The following is a 17,676-nucleotide window of genomic DNA, read 5'->3' on the forward strand; positions in this document are numbered from 1 at the left end:
ATCCCGTGAAAAATACTTAACAATTGTTTGGGCATGAAAGGGGGCAAAAATTTCATTACCTTCCGAGGATCACTTAGAATAGTGTGCTTAATCATTTTATACGAACCAGGAACGACGCCATGAGCAAGTCTGAAAACCTCTACAGTGCAGCCCGCGAGCTTATCCCAGGTGGCGTGAATTCGCCTGTTCGCGCCTTTACCGGCGTAGGCGGTACGCCGCTGTTTATCGAACGTGCTGACGGCGCGTATCTGTATGATGTCGATGGCAAAGCCTATATCGATTATGTCGGCTCCTGGGGTCCGATGGTGCTGGGTCACAACCATCCTGCTATCCGCAATGCGGTGATCGAAGCCGCCCAGCGCGGCCTGAGCTTCGGCGCGCCAACCGAGATGGAAGTGAAAATGGCGGAACTGGTCACCGAACTGGTCCCGACAATGGACATGGTGCGTATGGTGAACTCCGGTACCGAGGCCACCATGAGCGCGATCCGCCTGGCACGTGGTTTTACCGGCCGTGACAAGATCATCAAATTTGAAGGCTGCTACCACGGTCATGCGGACTGCCTGCTGGTAAAAGCCGGCTCCGGCGCGCTGACCCTCGGTCAGCCGAACTCACCGGGCGTACCGGCTGACTTTGCGAAGCATACCCTGACCTGCACCTATAACGATCTGAACACTGTTCGGGCAGCCTTCGAGCAGTATCCGCAGGAGATTGCCTGCATCATCGTTGAACCTGTCGCAGGCAACATGAACTGCATTCCACCGCAGCCGGAGTTCCTGCCGGGTCTGCGCGCCCTGTGCGATGAGTTTGGCGCTCTGCTGATCATCGACGAAGTGATGACCGGCTTCCGCGTCGCGCTGGCGGGGGCACAGTCTTACTACGACGTAGAGCCGGACCTGACGTGCCTTGGCAAAATCATCGGCGGCGGCATGCCTGTCGGTGCATTCGGGGGACGTAAAGAGGTGATGGAAGCGCTGGCGCCGACTGGCCCGGTCTACCAGGCGGGTACCCTTTCCGGCAACCCCATTGCGATGGCCGCAGGTTTCGCCTGTCTGACCGAAGTCGCGCAGCCGGGTATTCACGAAACCCTGACCGACCTGACAACTCAACTTGCCAACGGCCTGCTGGAGGCCGCGCAAGAAACCGGTATTCCTCTGGTGGTAAACCACGTTGGTGGGATGTTCGGGATTTTCTTCACCGATGCGAAAACCGTGACCTGCTATCAGGATGTGGTGAAGTGTGACGTTGAACGCTTCAAGCGCTTCTTCCATCTGATGCTGGAAGAAGGCGTCTACCTGGCACCATCCGCGTTTGAAGCAGGCTTTATGTCCGTCGCGCACAGCGAAGACGATATCAATAAGACTATCGATGCTGCGCGCCGGGTCTTTGCGAAGTTGTAAGACAGAAACGAACTGCTGCCCTCTCCACCGGGAGAGGGCAATACCCCACCGCCCTTCTACCTGCTTTGCTTTCTCAACAAATAGATAAAGTACGGCGCACCGATAAACGTCGACAGCAACCCGGCAGGTATCTGGTACGGGAACAGCGCCATCCGCCCCAGCCAGTCAGCCACCACCAGTATTACGCCCCCCGTCAGCGCCGACATCACAATGTGCGGCATCGTGCGACGAAAGCCCATCATTCTGGCAATGTGCGGCGCCATTAAGCCGACAAAACTCAGCGGGCCGATGGTCATGGTGGCCGTTGCCGTGAGGCATGCGGCCAGCAGCAGTAACCCGATACGGGACGGCGCCAGGGCCATCCCCACCGCACGCGCGGTCTCGCCGCCCAGCGGCAGAATGGTCATCCAGCGACGGCACAGCGGCACCATCGCCAGCAATACGATCATTGCAATCCCGGAATGCACGACCTGACTGCCGGTGGCGCTGTACGTTGAACCGGAGATCCAGGTCAGGATCTTGGCCATACGCGGATCGCCACTCGCCTGCAGCATCATCAGCAGCATGGTAAATGCCGTGCTGAGCGCCATCCCGGCAAGCAGCATCCGGTGAGGGGAAAACCCGCCACGCCCGGAGGCAATGAGGATGATCAGCAGCGTCACCGCCGCGCCAACGCTCCCGGCAGGCATCAACCAGCCGAAGGCATTTCCCGGCACCAGGAACAGCATCAGGACCACGCCAAAGGCGGCACCAGAACTGATACCCAGAACCTCCGGGCTGGCCATCGGATTACCGGTCAGACGCTGGATAATACAGCCCGCCACCGCCAGCATGACCCCGGCGATTAACGCCGAGAGAATGCGCGGCCAGCGCCACTGCATGAGTTCGTTAAGCAGATCCCCAGACGCCCAGTGCCAGCCCACCGCATCGCGTCCGAAAGCGAGCGCGGCAAATGAGATAACAATCAGCACTGCCAGCCCGGCAAGGCTGAACCCCAGCACTGACTGGCGCTCAGCATAGACCTTATCGCCAGCATCCATCGCTGGCGCGCTGATACTGCGCAGACGCGGCAGCAGCCACAGCAGCAGCGGTGCACCGATAAGCGCCGTCATCGAACCGGTAGACACTTCCATCCAGACGCGTGCCAGCCAGAGAATGATTTGATCGGAAAGCCAGAGGATCAACGCGCCAATCAGCGGGGCTAACATCAGGCGCGCCAGCAGGCGGCGCGCACCGAGCATTTTTGCCAGCAGCGGCGCAAATAGCCCGATAAACCCGATGATGCCTACCGCATTAACCAGCAGGGCACTGAGCACAATCGCCAGCGTCAGCGCCCCCAGACGGGCCAGCGACAGCGCCAGCCCCAGATTACGCGCCACGCCATCGTCAAGACCCATCAACGTCAGCGGGCGCAAGAGCAGCAGCGTCAACACGACGCCACCGACGAGCTGCGGCCACAGACGCTGCACGACGCTCCAGTCGGTCTGGGTGAGCGTACCGGTGCTCCAGAGGAACATGCTTTGCAGCTGATCGTGATGGAACAGCACCAGCAGCTGATTAATCGCGCCGCAGTACAGGCTCACCACCAGCCCCGCAAGAATAAGCGTAACGGGGGAGAGACGTTTGCCCCAGGCGACGCCGAATACCAGCGCGCCCACCACACACGCACCGGCGAGGGCAGCAAACTGCGAGGTCAATGCCCCAGGCAACGCCCAGAGTGTGGTAATCGTGATCCCAAGCTGTGCCCCGGTCGCCACGCCAAGCGTCGTCGGCTCGGCCAGAGGGTTACGCAGTACCTGCTGGAATAAAACGCCCACCAGCCCTAATCCCGCACCGACCAGCAGCGCAATCGCAAGGCGCGGCAACAGACTGTAGTGGAACAGCATTTGCTGAATATTATCGATATCTGGCGCCACCAGCGCCCCACGCCACTGGTCGCGCGGTAAGGCCGTCGACAGATTAAACCAGGTCAATGCCAGCGCGCACAGGAAAATGAGGCAAAGTAACAGTGCCGGGAAACGGGCAATACGCGTACTCATGCCTGGCCTCCCAGCGCGTTGTCCAGCACGCGGGCAAAGTGCATGGCAGAAAGGGTCGCACCGTAGAACCATACCGCAGGTGCGCGCAGGAACCGTTTTTCACGCACAAACGGCATTGCCTGCCAGAGCGGCGTCGCCATCAGGGTTTGCATCTCCCGCTCGTTGCCGTGGTCAAAGCACAACACATCCACATCGCGAAATGCCGCAAGACGGTCAATCCCCACGGCGGTGCTGCCCCAGAAGGTCATCTCCCCTTCCCAGGCATTACGAATACCAAAACTGTCGAGCACGTCCTGGAACAGGCAGTTTTTCCCAAAGACCAGCATATGGCGGGCATCCAGCAGCGTCACCATCAGCAGCGGGCGATCGCCCCGTTGAGCAAAACGCGGCTTCAGGGCGTTAATCAGGGCATCAAAATCGTCGAGATGTTTTTTGGCCTCAACCTCACGGTTAAGGAACTGTGCCATCTCGTGGAGGGAGTTTTTCGCCATCGCCAGCGGATTTTTACCGTCGCTGAAGGAGAAACCACGGCCGGGCGCAATCCGTGCCATTGTCTCTTCTGACGGGCCGTAACCTGCAGACCAGAACAGGAATGACGGCTTCATCTGGGTGAGCAGTTCGAGGTTTGGCTCGGTGCGCAGGCCGATGTCGATTACCGAGTCCGGTAGCCTCGGCTCATTCACCCATAGCCTGTAGTTGGGAATATCCGCCACACCATAGGGCGTAACGCCCAGCGCCATCATCAGCTCTACCGGCAACCATTCCAGCGCCACAATGCGGTGTGGATCGACCGCAGCCGCACGCGCGGTATTCATTTTTAACAGCAGCGGTGAAAGCGCCATTGCCATCAGCAGACGACGGCGACTCATCAACATAGAATCCAGCATCAGTACACAAAGCTCACCGGTGCTGCCCCGGCAGGGTGAGGCAAAATCCCCATTGGAATACCGTAAATGTGTTCCAGCGTTTCACTGCGCATCAGTTCAGACGGCGTCCCCTGGGCGATCATTTCACCGCCGCGCAGGGCAACGAGGTAATCGCAGTAACGCGCGGCCATGTTGATATCATGCAGGACCGCGATAACCGTCAGACCGCGCTGCTGGCTTAAACGATGCACCAGCGCAAGCACGTCGACCTGATGGGCAATGTCCAGCGCAGAGGTCGGTTCGTCGAGCAGCAGGCAGCGGCTGTCCTGGGCCACCAGCATTGCTATCCACGCGCGCTGACGCTCCCCTCCTGACAGGCTGTCTACCAGACGGTGGGCCAGCGGTTTTAGCCCCACCAGCGCAATTGCCTCTTCCACTTTCTCTCTGTCGGCCACGCCGAAACGGCCAAGCGCGCCGTGCCACGGATAACGCCCAATCGCCACCAGTTCACGCACGGTCATCCCCTCCGCCTGCGGCAACTGCTGCGGCAGATACGCCACTTTGCGGGCAAAGGCTTTACTGCTCCAGCTCTCCAGCGGCTGACCGTCCAGCAGGATATCGCCTTCTGACGGCAGCTGATGGCGGCCAAGCATTTTGAGCAGCGTGGATTTACCAGAGCCGTTGTGACCAATCAGGCCTGTCACTTTACCTGCCGGGAAGGTCAAAGAGAGCGGATGCAGCAGGGTGCGTCCGGGCACGCGAAAGGAGAGATTATTGAGCGTGAAGGTGGTGTCGGATTGCGTTTGATTATCCTGCATATCGGCCAACTTAAATAAAAAGGGCACGGCGAACCGTGCCCGAAGAGAGATTAGAAGCGGAAGGTCGCGGTGGCGACAACCTGACGTTCAGCACCCCAGTAGCATGCATAATCCTTGTAGCAGCTGGAGACATATTCCCGATCGAACAGGTTATTCACGTTCACCGCCACAGATGACCCCGGCAGACCCAGACGGGCCAGATCGTATTTCACCATCGCATCGGCAAGGGTGTAGCTCGCGACGTTAAACGGCTGATCTTTTTTGTCGCCGCTTGAGTAGTAGCTCACCGTGTTACCGATGTAACGGGTACCGGCACCAATCGTCAGGCCGCTTAAGGCCTTGTCGGTGAAGGTGTAATCTGCCCACAATGACGCCTGATTACGCGGCACTTCCGCCGGACGTTTACCTTCAAAGGTGCTGTCATGGGTGTACTCAGCATCAATAAAGCTATACGCCGCGGTCACGTTAATATTGGCGTTAACCGCTGCCTTCGCTTCCAGTTCGAAACCACGAGAACGGATCTCACCGGTCTGGATACTGTGAGTATTCGTTGGATCGTTCGGATCCGCCGTCAGGTTCTTATCCTTAGTCAGCTGGAACAGTGACGCGGTGACCACAACCGGCAGGTCTTTCGGCGCGTATTTCACACCCGTTTCATACTGCTTACCGCGGGAAGGGTCGAACGGTGTGCCGTTACGATCGGCGCCCGATACCGGCTCAAACGACTCGCTGTAGCTGAAGTAAGGTGAAATACCGTTATCAAAGAGATAGTTAATTCCCCCGCGCCAGGTGAAAGCCTGGTCGTGGTTTTCAGCCAGCGAATCGGCCGTACCGCGCGTCAGCGTTGAGGCCATCACGTAGTCGTAGCGTCCGCCCAGCGTCAGCACCCACTTATCCCACTCCGCCTGATCCTGAGCATAGAGCCCGGTCTGTTCATTACGATTAACGACGGAATAGTTAGACCATGGCAGGTTGGTGTTGATGTTCGCGTTGCCGTAATCCGGGTTCTGGATATCAATAGGGTCGGCGGAACCGTACAGCGCATTGATATCATTACGCATACGCGAGTAATCAACGCCCGTCAGCAACGTGTGGTCTACGGCGCCCGTCGCGAATGTCGACTGCAGCTGAGTATCCACGGTGAACATATTCAGATCTTCATCTGAACGCACGTAAGCGCGGTTAATTTTGCCAGGCTCAGCGTAGCCATTGCCGTAAACAGAGCGGTAGAGCGTATGCACTTTTGCGTAACGCAGATTCTGACGCACGGTGAACGTGTCATCAAACTGATGCGAGAAGCTGTAACCAATCAACTGCTGGCGACGAGCCATCTTATTATCCGCTTCACCTTCGTTGAAATCGGTTGGGATCTTATGTTCATTGCCGTTTGCGTCACGGTATGGCACCACGGTCCCTTCCCGTGGCAACCAGCCGTAGTAGCCCGCTTCCGGATCGTTCTGGAAATTGCTCAGGAAGGTGAAATCGGTTTTGTCATCCGGACGCCAGCTAAAGGAGGGCGCAATCGCATAGCGGGTTGATTTTGACATCTCCTGCTGTGCGTTCTGACTACTGCCAAGACCGGTCAGGCGGTACGACCACACGCCATCTTCATCGATTGCATCACTGAAATCGAAGCCCGTTTGCCACAGGTTATTGGTCCCCATTTTAAACTGGACTTCTTTCAGCGGCTCGGTCAGTGGGCGTTTGCTCACCATACTGACGATACCGCCGGGATTGCTGTTGCCGTAGAGCACAGACGTAGGTCCGCGCATCACTTCTACGCGCTCAAGGAAGTACGGATCCATGGAAGCTTCGGAGTAGTTATTCCCCATCAGCTTCATGCCATCGAGATACTGGTTGGTGTTTACCGTCGAAGGCGCGGTAAAACCACGAATTGAGACCACATCATAGGTGGTGGAGCTGCCGCGGGTCGCAAACACGCTCGGCGTATAGCCCAGCGCCTCTTTTACGGTCGCTGGCTGGCGGCGTTCCATTTCATCACGCGTTACCACGGAAATAGACTGCGGGGTCTTTTCAATCGCGGTATCGGTTTTGGTCGCCGTTGCCGTGCGTTTTGCTGCGATCGTTGGCGCAGGCCCCCACGGACTTTCCTGGGCGGCAGGCGCGGCAGTGACGGTGATGGTTTCTTCTTTTTTCTGGGTTTCAGCCGCATGTGCATACGTAGACATGCCGGCAACCGCTGTGGCTACGACGACCGCGATTTTTCGCAGCGACGTGTGAATTGGCTGAGCAGTATTGGAAAGCGCCATGTTTATCTCTGATGGAAAAGTGAATGATAACGTAAACGAGAATTATTATTATGACCGCAGAATAATATGCGAAACGCTGGCTGCATAGCAAGCAGTAAGCGGCCCTACGAGAATTAAGGGTTTAAGAAATAAACAAGAGAAAACGAAGGGTTAATCAGAATGAAAACGAGGGTTAAGGAAATGGAAAGTACAGGTAAAAAAATCCCCCCTTTCGGGGGGATGTGAGGCGTTAGTTACCGCCGAACATATCTTTAATCCAGCCCGCGACACCGTCGCTGTCTTTTTTCTCATTCTGCTGCTGCGGCTGTTGTTGCGGCTGCTGCTGAGGCTGAGAAGACTGCTCGAACGGGTTACCCGTCGGTTGCTCTGGCTGGCTTTGCTGGCACAGCGAATCCGGGTTGGTGGTCCAGACAGGCAAGGTACGCATACCACCGCCACAGACAAAGTTACCGGAACCGTCCACGCCCATATCGACGATATCTTCCGGCGCCACCAGATTCAGCGGTACCGGAGACTGATTCGCCAGATAGCGCTGGTAAATCGACATCGCCCCGCTTGCACCATACAGTTTGGTTGGCTGGTTGTTATCGCGACCTACCCAAGTGATCACCACTTCACGGCCATCGATACCGGCGAACCAGGTATCCACGTTGTTGTTGGTGGTCCCGGTTTTACCTGCCAGATGCAGGCCCGGATACTTCGCGCCCAGTTGACGTCCGGTCCCCCGCTGCACAACCTGCTGCATCGTCCACAACGTCATATAGGCCGCCTGCGCTGGCACGGCACGTTCCGCTTGCGGGAAGCTCTGATACAGCACGGAGCCATCCTCGGCAATCACCGAACGCAGAGCAGAAAGCGGTGCACGGTTACCCCCGCTGGCAATGGTCTGGAACGCCTGAGCCACTTCGATCGGCGTCAGGTTAAGCGCCCCCAGGATCATCGCCGGAACAGGATGGAGCTGATCTTTCGGCACACCCAGTTTCTGCCAGGTGTCGACAATCGCCGGCAGACCGAGCGCCATACCCAGGTTCACCGTTGGCACGTTCATCGAGCGGGTCAACGCATCCACCAGCATGACCTGGCCGCTGAACTGTTTATCGTCGTTCTGCGGAGACCATACCTGGCCGTTAGGCTGGCGTAGGGAAATCGGCGCATCGGCAATCCAGGTATTCAGGCGATACTGGTTAGGCTGACTCAGGGCGGTAAGATAGGTTGCCGGTTTTGCCAGTGAACCAATCGAACGTCGCGCCTGCATTGCACGGTTGTAGCCTGCGAACTGCGGCTCAGCACCGCCCACCATGGCGCGAACTTCGCCGGTGTTACGGTCAACCACCACCATCGCGGTTTCAAGATCGCTCAGCTTACGCTGTTTCTTCAGCGCCGGGATGCCTTCCACCGCAGCTTTTTCAGCGGCTTCCTGCGCCACGGAATCGAAGGTGGTAAAGATCTTCACGCCGGAGAGATCTTTCACCTTATCACCGAGCTTGCTTTGCAGCTCCTGACGCACCAGCTGCATAAACGCAGGCTGAGGCGAGATCACGCCACCGCGCGGCTGAACGCCGAGTGGTCGTGCGCTCAGCATGTCGTACAGCTCCTGGTCAATCACCTGCTGTTGTTGCAGCAGACGCAGCACCAGGTTACGACGTTCCAGCGCCAGTTTCGGGTTACGCCACGGGTTATAAATGGACGCCCCTTTCACCATGCCCACCAGCAGCGCCTGCTGGTCAAGGCTCAGCTCTTCCACCGGACGACCAAAGTAGTACAGACTTGCCAGCGGGAAGCCGCGGATTTCGTTATCCCCGCTCTGACCGAGGTACACCTCGTTCATGTACAGCTCAAGGATACGATCCTTGCTGTAACGCGCATCCATCAGTACGGCCATGTACGCTTCGTTGGCTTTACGCCAGTAAGAGCGTTCACTGGAGAGGAACAAGTTCTTCACCAGCTGCTGGGTCAGCGTACTCGCCCCCTGCACCGTCCGTCCGGCGGTCAGGTTAGCCAGCACCGCACGGCCAATCGAGTAAAGGCTGATGCCATCATGCTCATAGAAGTGACGGTCTTCGGTTGCCAGCAGGGTATCAACCAGCAGGTCCGGGAAGCCGTTACGGGCAACGAACAGACGTTGTTCGCCGTTCGCCGACGAGAGCATGGTGATCAGACGCGGATCGAGACGGAAGAAACCGAACTGACGGTTGTTATCCATGTTCTCGATGGTGTCCAGACGATCGCCGTCAAAGGTCAGACGCGCACGCACCTGGCCCTCTTTGCTGTCCGGGAAATCAAACGGACGGCGGATCATCTCAATGCTTTTCGCCTGCACGGTAAATTCGCCAGGACGCGTCATTTTCGACACCTGACGATACTGGGTGGCTTCCAGCAGTTTCACCATCTCGTTCTTGCTGATGGACATATCTGGCTCAAGGTTCACCATGCGGCCATACACCGCCGCAGGCAGTTGCCAGACTTTTCCGTCGATACGGCTACGGATCTTCTGATCCAGATAGACGCCGTAAATCGCCATCAGCACAACAAATACAATGAACAGCTTCAGCAACAGCCAGAACCAGCCGCGCTTGCCCCGAGGCTTACGCCCTTTGCCTTTCCCTTTACGCGGCATCGGTTCTTCATCCTCATAATCGTCTTCATAGTCATCGTCATAGTCCTCATCTCTGAGGCGACGACGGCTTACCTTTTCTTTCGCCGGACGCGTTGGTTTTCCCTTACGTCCTATTGGCTCGCGGTCATTCCCCGCCATGCTTTTTCTCCGCAACTTTCAGGCGCAAGGGCCCGATTCTCTTTTCTTCCACTGGCCTGTGAAAGAAGAAATCTCTCAAAGTAAACAGCAAGACCTTCCAGACAGGAACGTCTTTAGTATTTTCTCCCGCACCCTGCGGGTGAGGGCATCAAGCCGCACGTTCCCAGCCACGCCCGTCACGAATACTTCTTCGTCCGTCGTGTCGGTGCCGTATTTGCCGGATCGTCCGGCCAGACATGTTTGGGATACCGCCCCTTCATCTCTTTTTGCACGTCACGGTAGCTCCCCGCCCAGAATGCCCCCAGGTCGCGGGTAATCTGTAACGGGCGATGGGCTGGCGACAACAGCTCCAGCACCAGAGAGACGCGCCCTTGCGCCACAGAAGGCGTGGTGGCCTCTCCAAACATTTCCTGCATACGTACCGCCAGCGCCGGAGGATTATCCTCGTGATAACGAATGGCAATCCGGCTTCCGGTCGGCACAGTGTAATGCCCTGGCAGTTCACTATCCAGACGTTGACGTAATGACCAGTCCAGTAAATTCTGTAACGCGACCTTAACATCAAGCGCTTTTAGCGCACGCAGCGAGTGTACACCGTGCATTTGCGGCAGCAGCCAGCGTTCAAGCGAGGCCAGCAATGTCTCATCATCGACCGCGGGCCAGTCATACTCCGGTAGCCAGCGTGCGGCACAGTGAAGACGAATACGGTACTGTTCCGCCTCTGGCGTCCAGTTCAACACCCCTAACCCTTTGTCCCGGATGCCGTTCAGCATGGCCAGATGCAGCACCTCTTCCGACGGTTTTGCCAGCGGCGTGGTGCCGAGGATCAGTTTACCTGTCTGGCTGCGACGAAACGCCTTCAGCGTGCCCTGAGCCTCATCCCATTCCACGGTATCGGATTGCTGGACCAACTGCGGACAGGCACGCGTCAGGGCGTCAATATCCACCGCGATAGCCTGTAAAATACGCGCGTCCGGGGAGTGGCTACCCTGTAACAGTAACGGCGCAATCAGCCATTCGTGACGCGTCATGGCGTCATCGCTGTCCAGCATCGCACCCATGCCATTGGCCAGTTGATATCGCCCGTCCAGACCGCGACGACGTGCGATCCTGTCGGGAAACGCCTGCGCTAACAGAGGCGCGATAGCCGCGCTGTCTGGCGACCCGGCTTTGCCGTTAAGTCGCCGGCAAAGCTGCTGCGCCCGCTGCTGCCAGTTCCCCTGATTGCGGGAAAAGGCCTGCGCCAGATCGCTGCTGCCACCGCGTGGTGGCTCCTCAAGAATAGCCGCCAGTTTCGCCGCCGTAGCAATTTCATCTTCCCCCTGCGCGGCCACCAGCATCGCCGCCAGGCGAGGGTCATTGCCCAGCGCGGCCATTTTTTGCCCGCGGGATGACAATCGCTCACCATCAAGCGCCCCCAGGCGGTTCAGTAAGGTCCGGGCAGCAGCAAGGTTCGCGGCGGGTGGAGGATTAAGCCAGGTTAGCTGTGCCGGATCCGGGCATCCCCACTGCAGAAGATCCATCACCAGCCCCGCCAGATCGCTGTGTAAAATTTCCGGCGTGCTTTGCTGTGCAGCGCGCTCAGCCTGCTCCGCGCTGGTCAAATGCAGGCAGATACCGGGCTCAAGACGTCCCGCACGGCCTGCTCGCTGAACCATCGACGCCTGGCTTATGCGCTGCGTCAGCAGTTTAGTCAGCCCGGTGCGCGCGTCAAAGCTCGCCACCCTCTCCTGCGCACTGTCCACCACCAGGCGAATGCCTTCTATGGTTAAACTGGTTTCGGCAATATTGGTTGCCAGCACCACCTTACGCTGCCCCGCGGGCGCGGGCAGGATTGCTTTACGCTGATCCGCCAGCGAAAGCGCGCCGTAGAGCGGGCAAAGCAGCACGTCACTTCCCACCCGGGAAGCCAGTTGGTCCTGCACGCGCTGGATCTCGCCTACGCCTGGCAAAAACAGCAATAGCGATCCCGATTCCTGGCGGAGCAATTCGGCGGTTGCGATGGCTACCGCGTCGTCAAAACGCTGATGGGCAGGCAATGGTTGATAGCGACGCTCAACGGGAAATGCTCTGCCTTCGGAGGCGATAACCGGCGCGTCGGGCAACGTCTGCTGCAGTCGCTCGTTATCCAGCGTAGCGGACATGATAAGCAACCGGAGGTCGTCGCGTAGCCCTTGCTGAACATCAAGTAACAGCGCCAGTGCCAGATCTGCCTGCAGGCTACGCTCGTGGAATTCATCCAGAATCACCAGCCCGACGCCGTTTAACTCCGGATCGTTTTGCAGCATGCGGGTCAGGATCCCTTCGGTCACCACCTCAAGGCGCGTGGACGGGCCAACGCAGGTTTCGGCGCGCATACGGTAGCCCACCGTCTCGCCCGGCTTTTCACCAAGCAGTTCCGCCAGGCGCTGCGCCACGTTCCGTGCGGCCAGCCTGCGCGGCTCCAGCAGGATAATTTTCCCGCGGACAGTACCCTCTTTAAGGATCTGCAGCGGCAGCCAGGTAGATTTACCTGCGCCCGTCGGGGCGTTAAGTAAAACCTGCGGGGCATGATGTAAGGCAGCAAGAAGCTCAGGAAGGACGACTGCGACCGGCAATGAGGACACTAACAACTCCAGAGGGTTAACATTAGTCGGCGTACATTGTAGCATCGGCGCATACCATTACCGAGTCCCCTGTATGTCTGAGTCGAAACGGCTGTTTTTTGCCATAGAATTGCCCTCCACGCTGCAGCGAAAAATCGTTCGCTGGCGAGCCAGCCATTTTCCCCAGGACGCAGGCCGTCCGATCGCGGCGGCAAACCTGCACCTGACGCTGGCCTTTCTGGGCGATGTCAGCGCCGAAAAACAGCGCGCGCTGGCAGCAATGGCTGGCCGCATTTCTCAGCCGGCGTTTACGCTGCACCTCGACGACGCGGGCCAGTGGCTGCGCTCACGCGTGGTCTGGCTGGGCACGCGCCAGCCGCCCCGCGAGCTTTTACAGCTTGCCAGCATGTTGCGCGCCCAGGCGGCTCGCAGCGGGTGTTACCAGAGTCCGCAGCCGTTTCATCCGCATATCACCCTGCTGCGCGATGCCGGTCAGGCCGTTGCCATTCCGCCACCCGGCTTTCACTGGGACGTTGAGGTCAATACCTTCGCGCTTTACGAATCGGTCTTTACCCAAGGACGCACCCGTTATACGCCGCTACAGCGCTGGTCGCTGGGCGATACCCTAAGGAATTCTGATGAAGTTTAGTCCTGCCCTGCAGCACGCCACGCTGGTTCAACGCTACAAACGCTTTCTCGCTGACGTGATCACCCCCGAAGGTGAACAGCTCACGCTGCACTGCCCGAACACCGGTGCCATGACCGGCTGTGCGACGCCGGGTGACACGGTCTGGTATTCCACTTCAGAAAATACTAAACGCAAATATGCCCATACCTGGGAAATGACCGAGACGCAAAACGGGGCATTTATTTGCGTGAATACCCTGCGCGCCAATCAATTAGTTAAGGAAGCATTGACCCTTGGCACCCTGCCCGAACTGGTGGGGTATGGCACGCATAAAAGTGAAGTTAAATATGGCGATGAAAGCAGCAGAATTGACTTCATGTTACAGGCGGAAGACCGGCCCGAGTGCTATATTGAAGTAAAATCAGTGACGTTAGCGGAACAGGAAAACGGCTACTTCCCGGATGCGGTCACGCTACGGGGGCAGAAGCATCTGCGGGAGCTGATGAGTGTTGCGGCGGCGGGCAAACGCGCCGTATTGCTGTTTGCGGTTTTACATTCAGCCATTGAACGATTTTCTCCAGCCCGCCATATTGATCTCAAATACGCGCAATTGTTGAATGAGGCACAAAAGCAGGGGGTGGAGGTTTTGGCTTATAAAGCGGAACTTTCTGCCGATAATATGACTCTGAGATCCTCTCTTCCCATTGTCTTATAAGGGATTAGACGATTGACTATTAAGTGTTCTGGCCGCGTGCGCAAATACGCTTTTCCTCACAGGCTTGTCAAGTGTTACGTTTAGATAATTGCCATACGGAAAAGCATCTGCTATTTATAGCGACCTGATTTTTCCCCCAACACGGGGATCGATAGTGCGTGTTAAGGAGAAGCAACATGCAAGAAGGGCAAAACCGTAAAACATCGTCCCTGAGTATTCTCGCCATCGCTGGGGTGGAGCCGTATCAAGAGAAGCCGGGCGAAGAGTATATGAACGAAGCCCAGCTGTCGCACTTCAAGCGTATTCTTGAAGCATGGCGTAATCAACTCAGGGATGAAGTCGATCGCACCGTTACTCATATGCAGGATGAAGCTGCTAACTTCCCGGACCCGGTAGACCGTGCCGCTCAGGAAGAAGAGTTCAGCCTCGAACTGCGTAACCGTGACCGCGAACGCAAACTGATCAAAAAGATCGAAAAAACGCTGAAAAAAGTCGAAGACGAAGATTTTGGCTACTGCGAATCCTGCGGTGTTGAAATCGGAATTCGTCGCCTGGAAGCGCGTCCAACCGCCGATCTGTGCATCGACTGTAAAACGCTGGCAGAAATCCGCGAAAAACAGATGGCCGGTTAATACCAGCGCTGTTTACACACTCCAAAGGCGGGAGTTTCTCCCGCCTTGTTACTGTTGATATGTCTGAATCACACTATATTGGGCGCTTCGCGCCATCCCCTTCTGGTGAATTACACTTCGGCTCATTAATTGCCGCCCTCGGCAGCTACCTGCAGGCTCGCGCCCGTCACGGTAAATGGCTGGTCCGCATTGAAGATATTGATCCTCCGCGTGAAGTTCCCGGTGCAGCAGATACCATTCTGCGTCAGCTGGAACATTACGGTCTTCACTGGGACGGCGACGTCCTCTGGCAGTCAAGGCGACATGATGCCTACCGGGAACGCCTGGCGTGGCTCCACGCACAAGGGCTCTCCTACTACTGCACCTGCACCCGCGCGCGTATTCAGAGCGCGGGTGGCGTCTATGACGGCCACTGCCGCACGCGCAATAACGGCCCAGAACTGGCCGCCGTGCGCATAAAGCAGCATGCCCCGGTGACGCACTTTACTGATTTACTCTCCGGCGAGATCCATGCGGATGAACGTCTTGCACGCGAAGATTTTATTATCCACCGCCGTGACGGCCTGTTCGCCTATAACCTGGCGGTTGTGGTTGATGACCATTTCCAGGGCGTGACGGAAATTGTGCGCGGGGCTGACCTGGTGAAACCTACCGTGCGACAAATATCGCTCTATCACCAGTTTGGCTGGAACGCGCCGGATTACATTCATCTGCCGCTGGCGGTCAATGAACAGGGCTTTAAGCTGTCAAAACAAAATCATGCGCCCGCCCTGCCAGACGGCGATCCGCGCCCTGTTTTGATCGACGCGCTGCGATTTCTCAACCAGAATGTAACCAACGAATGGCAGGATTTGCGAATTGACGAACTGCTGAAAATGGCGATCGCCAACTGGACGCTGACGACCGTGCCAAAAATCCAGCATTCTCAAATGCGTTGCGCTGAGCTATGATTAGCCGCTTTTTTCATAACAAAACACACTACGAGGTGTACTATTTTTACCCGAGTCGCTAATTTTTGCCGTAAAGTGCTAAGCCGCGAAGAGAGCATGGCGAACGACGCTATTGCGCAAAACCGCATGTCGGTTATTCCACGTGAGCAGCACAATATTTCCCGCAAAGATATCAGTGAAAATGCCCTCAAGGTGCTCTATCGTCTGAATAAAGCAGGCTACGAGGCCTATCTCGTTGGCGGTGGGGTGCGTGATTTACTGCTGGGCAAAAAACCAAAAGATTTCGACGTGACGACCAGCGCCACGCCAGAGCAGGTGCGCAAATTATTCCGTAACTGCCGCCTTGTTGGCCGTCGTTTTCGTCTTGCTCACGTCATGTTTGGGCCGGAAATTATTGAAGTGGCGACCTTCCGCGGTCACCACGAAGCGGGCGAATCCGATCGCACCACCTCCCAGCGCGGCCAGAACGGCATGCTGCTGCGGGACAATATCTTCGGTTCTATCGAAGAAGATGCCCAGCGTCGCGATTTCACGATCAACAGCCTTTACTACAGCGTGGCAGATTTCACCGTCCGTGATTACGTCGGCGGCATGCAGGACCTGAAAGACGGTCTGATTCGCCTGATCGGCACGCCGGAAACGCGTTATCGTGAAGACCCGGTGCGTATGCTGCGCGCCGTACGTTTCGCCGCCAAACTCTCAATGCGCATCAGCCCGGAAACCGCAGAGCCGATACCGCGTCTGGCGACGCTGATTAACGACGTGCCGCCAGCCCGTCTGTTTGAAGAGGCGCTGAAGCTGCTGCAGGCCGGTTACGGCTACGAAACCTACAAGCTGCTACGCGAATACAGCCTTTTCCAGCCCCTGTTCCCGACCATTACGCGCTGCTTTACCGAAAACGGTGACAGCCCAATGGAACGCATGATTGCGCAGGTGCTGAAGAATACCGATACCCGCATTCACAACGATATGCGTGTGAACCCGGCGTTCCTGTTTGCCGCGATGTTCTGGTATCCGCTGCTGGAAGCAGCGCAGAGAATTGCGCAGGAAAGCGGTCTGGCCTACTACGATGCGTTTGCGCTGGCCGCAAATGACGTGCTGGATGAAGCCTGCCGCACGCTCGCCATTCCAAAACGTATTACCACGCTGGTGCGTGATATCTGGCAGCTTCAGCTGCGCATGTCTCGTCGTCAGGGTAAACGCGCCTGGAAGCTGATGGAGCATCCTAAATTCCGCGCTGCGTTCGATTTACTGTCGCTGCGTGCTGAAATTGAACGGAACCAGGAACTGCAGCGTCTGGCGCAGTGGTGGGGCGAATTCCAGGTTTCAGCACCGCCAGAGCAGAAAGATATGCTCGTCGACCTCGATGACGAACCGACGCCGCGTCGTCGCCACCGTCGTCCGCGCAAACGTGCGCCGCGCCGTGAAGGTACGGCATGACCCTGGCGTACATTGCCATCGGCAGCAATCTGGCCTCTCCGCTGGAGCAGGTTAATGCTGCCGTTCAGGCGTTGGGTGAAATCCCACAAAGCCGTATTGTGGCGGTCTCTTCTTTCTACCGGACACCGCCGCTGGGGCCACAGGATCAGCCTGATTACCTGAATGCCGCCGTGGTGCTGGACACTGCGCTGGATGCCGACACGCTGCTGGATAATACTCAGCGAATCGAACTGCAGCAGGGCCGCGTACGCAAAGCCGAACGCTGGGGGCCGCGCACCCTCGATCTCGACATTATGCTGTTTGGCCATGAGGTGATTAACACCCCCCGTCTCACCGTTCCGCACTACGACATGAAAAATCGCGGCTTTATGCTCTGGCCGCTGTTCGACGTCGCCCCTGACCTCACCTTCCCTGACGGCCTCTCGCTGAAGGCAGTGCTGGATAGCCTCGACGCAGAAAAACCTGCCCGCTGGTGATCCGCGTTTTTACCGGTTAACCCTCACTGAATTGTGGTTAATCGGTTGCCTAAAATCATTGTTCCCTCAAATGTTACTGTTAGAATGCGCAAAGATTCGCTT

The 17,676-nt window shown here is 57.3% G+C and carries 13 protein-coding genes; 7 read left to right on the plus strand and 6 right to left on the minus strand.

The features are described 5' to 3' along the window. Positions 1-119: 119 nt before the first annotated feature. Positions 120-1,400 carry a glutamate-1-semialdehyde 2,1-aminomutase gene (gene hemL / locus AC2FAP_RS13685; protein WP_032681635.1) on the plus strand — a complete coding sequence of 427 codons (1,281 nt, stop codon included), beginning with the start codon at positions 120-122 and terminating at the stop codon, positions 1,398-1,400. A 56-nt stretch (positions 1,401-1,456) separates the two neighbouring features. On the opposite strand, the gene fhuB is transcribed toward hemL, so the two are convergent. From fhuB to hrpB, 6 genes are all read right to left on the minus strand, one after another. Then, entirely contained in the window at positions 1,457-3,439 is a 1,983-nt protein-coding gene (gene fhuB, locus AC2FAP_RS13690) for a Fe(3+)-hydroxamate ABC transporter permease FhuB (RefSeq protein ID WP_449541880.1), read from the minus strand. Continuing rightward, a complete protein-coding gene (fhuD, locus tag AC2FAP_RS13695) occupies positions 3,436-4,326 on the minus strand; it encodes a Fe(3+)-hydroxamate ABC transporter substrate-binding protein FhuD (RefSeq protein WP_449541881.1) in 891 nt (296 codons plus the stop codon). The genes fhuB and fhuD overlap by 4 nt, the downstream gene beginning before the upstream one ends. Then, the gene (gene fhuC, locus AC2FAP_RS13700; RefSeq protein ID WP_041162431.1) at positions 4,326-5,123 is read right to left on the minus strand and encodes a Fe3+-hydroxamate ABC transporter ATP-binding protein FhuC; all 798 of its coding nucleotides are present in this window, start codon (positions 5,121-5,123) and stop codon (positions 4,326-4,328) included. Before fhuC ends, fhuD begins: the two co-directional genes overlap by 1 nt. 50 nt (positions 5,124-5,173) lie before the next feature. Beyond that, positions 5,174-7,393 (minus strand): ferrichrome porin FhuA, encoded by a 2,220-nt coding sequence (gene fhuA / locus AC2FAP_RS13705; RefSeq protein WP_449541882.1) that lies wholly within the window; start codon positions 7,391-7,393, stop codon positions 5,174-5,176. A 229-nt stretch (positions 7,394-7,622) separates the two neighbouring features. After that, on the minus strand, positions 7,623-10,148 hold the full coding sequence (mrcB, locus tag AC2FAP_RS13710; RefSeq protein WP_025205202.1) for a bifunctional glycosyl transferase/transpeptidase: 2,526 nt from the start codon (positions 10,146-10,148) through the stop codon (positions 7,623-7,625). Between the two features lie 176 nt (positions 10,149-10,324). Continuing rightward, the gene (hrpB, locus tag AC2FAP_RS13715; RefSeq protein WP_148576524.1) at positions 10,325-12,754 is read right to left on the minus strand and encodes an ATP-dependent helicase HrpB; all 2,430 of its coding nucleotides are present in this window, start codon (positions 12,752-12,754) and stop codon (positions 10,325-10,327) included. Between the two features lie 73 nt (positions 12,755-12,827). Here hrpB and thpR point away from each other — a divergent pair, with 73 nt between their 5' ends. From thpR to folK, 6 genes are all read left to right on the plus strand, one after another. Then, positions 12,828-13,382, plus strand: coding sequence for an RNA 2',3'-cyclic phosphodiesterase (gene thpR / locus AC2FAP_RS13720; RefSeq protein WP_449541883.1), 555 nt, complete (start codon positions 12,828-12,830; stop codon positions 13,380-13,382). After that, positions 13,372-14,076: a DNA/RNA nuclease SfsA gene (gene sfsA / locus AC2FAP_RS13725; protein WP_014168679.1), complete on the plus strand. Its 705-nt coding sequence runs from the start codon at positions 13,372-13,374 to the stop codon at positions 14,074-14,076. Before thpR ends, sfsA begins: the two co-directional genes overlap by 11 nt. A 176-nt stretch (positions 14,077-14,252) precedes the next feature. Beyond that, positions 14,253-14,708 (plus strand): RNA polymerase-binding protein DksA, encoded by a 456-nt coding sequence (gene dksA / locus AC2FAP_RS13730; protein WP_001155232.1) that lies wholly within the window; start codon positions 14,253-14,255, stop codon positions 14,706-14,708. A 59-nt stretch (positions 14,709-14,767) separates the two neighbouring features. Next, a complete protein-coding gene (gene gluQRS / locus AC2FAP_RS13735) occupies positions 14,768-15,658 on the plus strand; it encodes a tRNA glutamyl-Q(34) synthetase GluQRS (RefSeq protein ID WP_449541884.1) in 891 nt (296 codons plus the stop codon). A gap of 42 nt (positions 15,659-15,700) precedes the next feature. Continuing rightward, entirely contained in the window at positions 15,701-17,098 is a 1,398-nt protein-coding gene (gene pcnB / locus AC2FAP_RS13740; protein WP_071605427.1) for a polynucleotide adenylyltransferase PcnB, read from the plus strand. After that, positions 17,095-17,574, plus strand: coding sequence for a 2-amino-4-hydroxy-6-hydroxymethyldihydropteridine diphosphokinase (gene folK, locus AC2FAP_RS13745; protein ID WP_032679634.1), 480 nt, complete (start codon positions 17,095-17,097; stop codon positions 17,572-17,574). Before pcnB ends, folK begins: the two co-directional genes overlap by 4 nt. Positions 17,575-17,676 lie beyond the last annotated feature (102 nt).

This window comes from Enterobacter cloacae complex sp. 394I7, assembly GCF_057320345.1.

Excerpts from the sequence above, each read along its gene's own strand:
- dksA (WP_001155232.1), top strand. The coding sequence starts at position 14,253 with ATGCAAGAAGGGCAAAACCGTAAAACATCGTCCCTGAGTATTCTCGCC.
- hemL (WP_032681635.1), top strand. The coding sequence starts at position 120 with ATGAGCAAGTCTGAAAACCTCTACAGTGCAGCCCGCGAGCTTATCCCA.
- fhuB (WP_449541880.1), bottom strand. The coding sequence starts at position 3,439 with ATGAGTACGCGTATTGCCCGTTTCCCGGCACTGTTACTTTGCCTCATT.
- fhuC (WP_041162431.1), bottom strand. The coding sequence starts at position 5,123 with ATGCAGGATAATCAAACGCAATCCGACACCACCTTCACGCTCAATAAT.
- gluQRS (WP_449541884.1), top strand. The coding sequence starts at position 14,768 with ATGTCTGAATCACACTATATTGGGCGCTTCGCGCCATCCCCTTCTGGT.
- folK (WP_032679634.1), top strand. The coding sequence starts at position 17,095 with ATGACCCTGGCGTACATTGCCATCGGCAGCAATCTGGCCTCTCCGCTG.
- mrcB (WP_025205202.1), bottom strand. The coding sequence starts at position 10,148 with ATGGCGGGGAATGACCGCGAGCCAATAGGACGTAAGGGAAAACCAACG.
- fhuA (WP_449541882.1), bottom strand. The coding sequence starts at position 7,393 with ATGGCGCTTTCCAATACTGCTCAGCCAATTCACACGTCGCTGCGAAAA.
- thpR (WP_449541883.1), top strand. The coding sequence starts at position 12,828 with ATGTCTGAGTCGAAACGGCTGTTTTTTGCCATAGAATTGCCCTCCACG.
- sfsA (WP_014168679.1), top strand. The coding sequence starts at position 13,372 with ATGAAGTTTAGTCCTGCCCTGCAGCACGCCACGCTGGTTCAACGCTAC.
- fhuD (WP_449541881.1), bottom strand. The coding sequence starts at position 4,326 with ATGCTGGATTCTATGTTGATGAGTCGCCGTCGTCTGCTGATGGCAATG.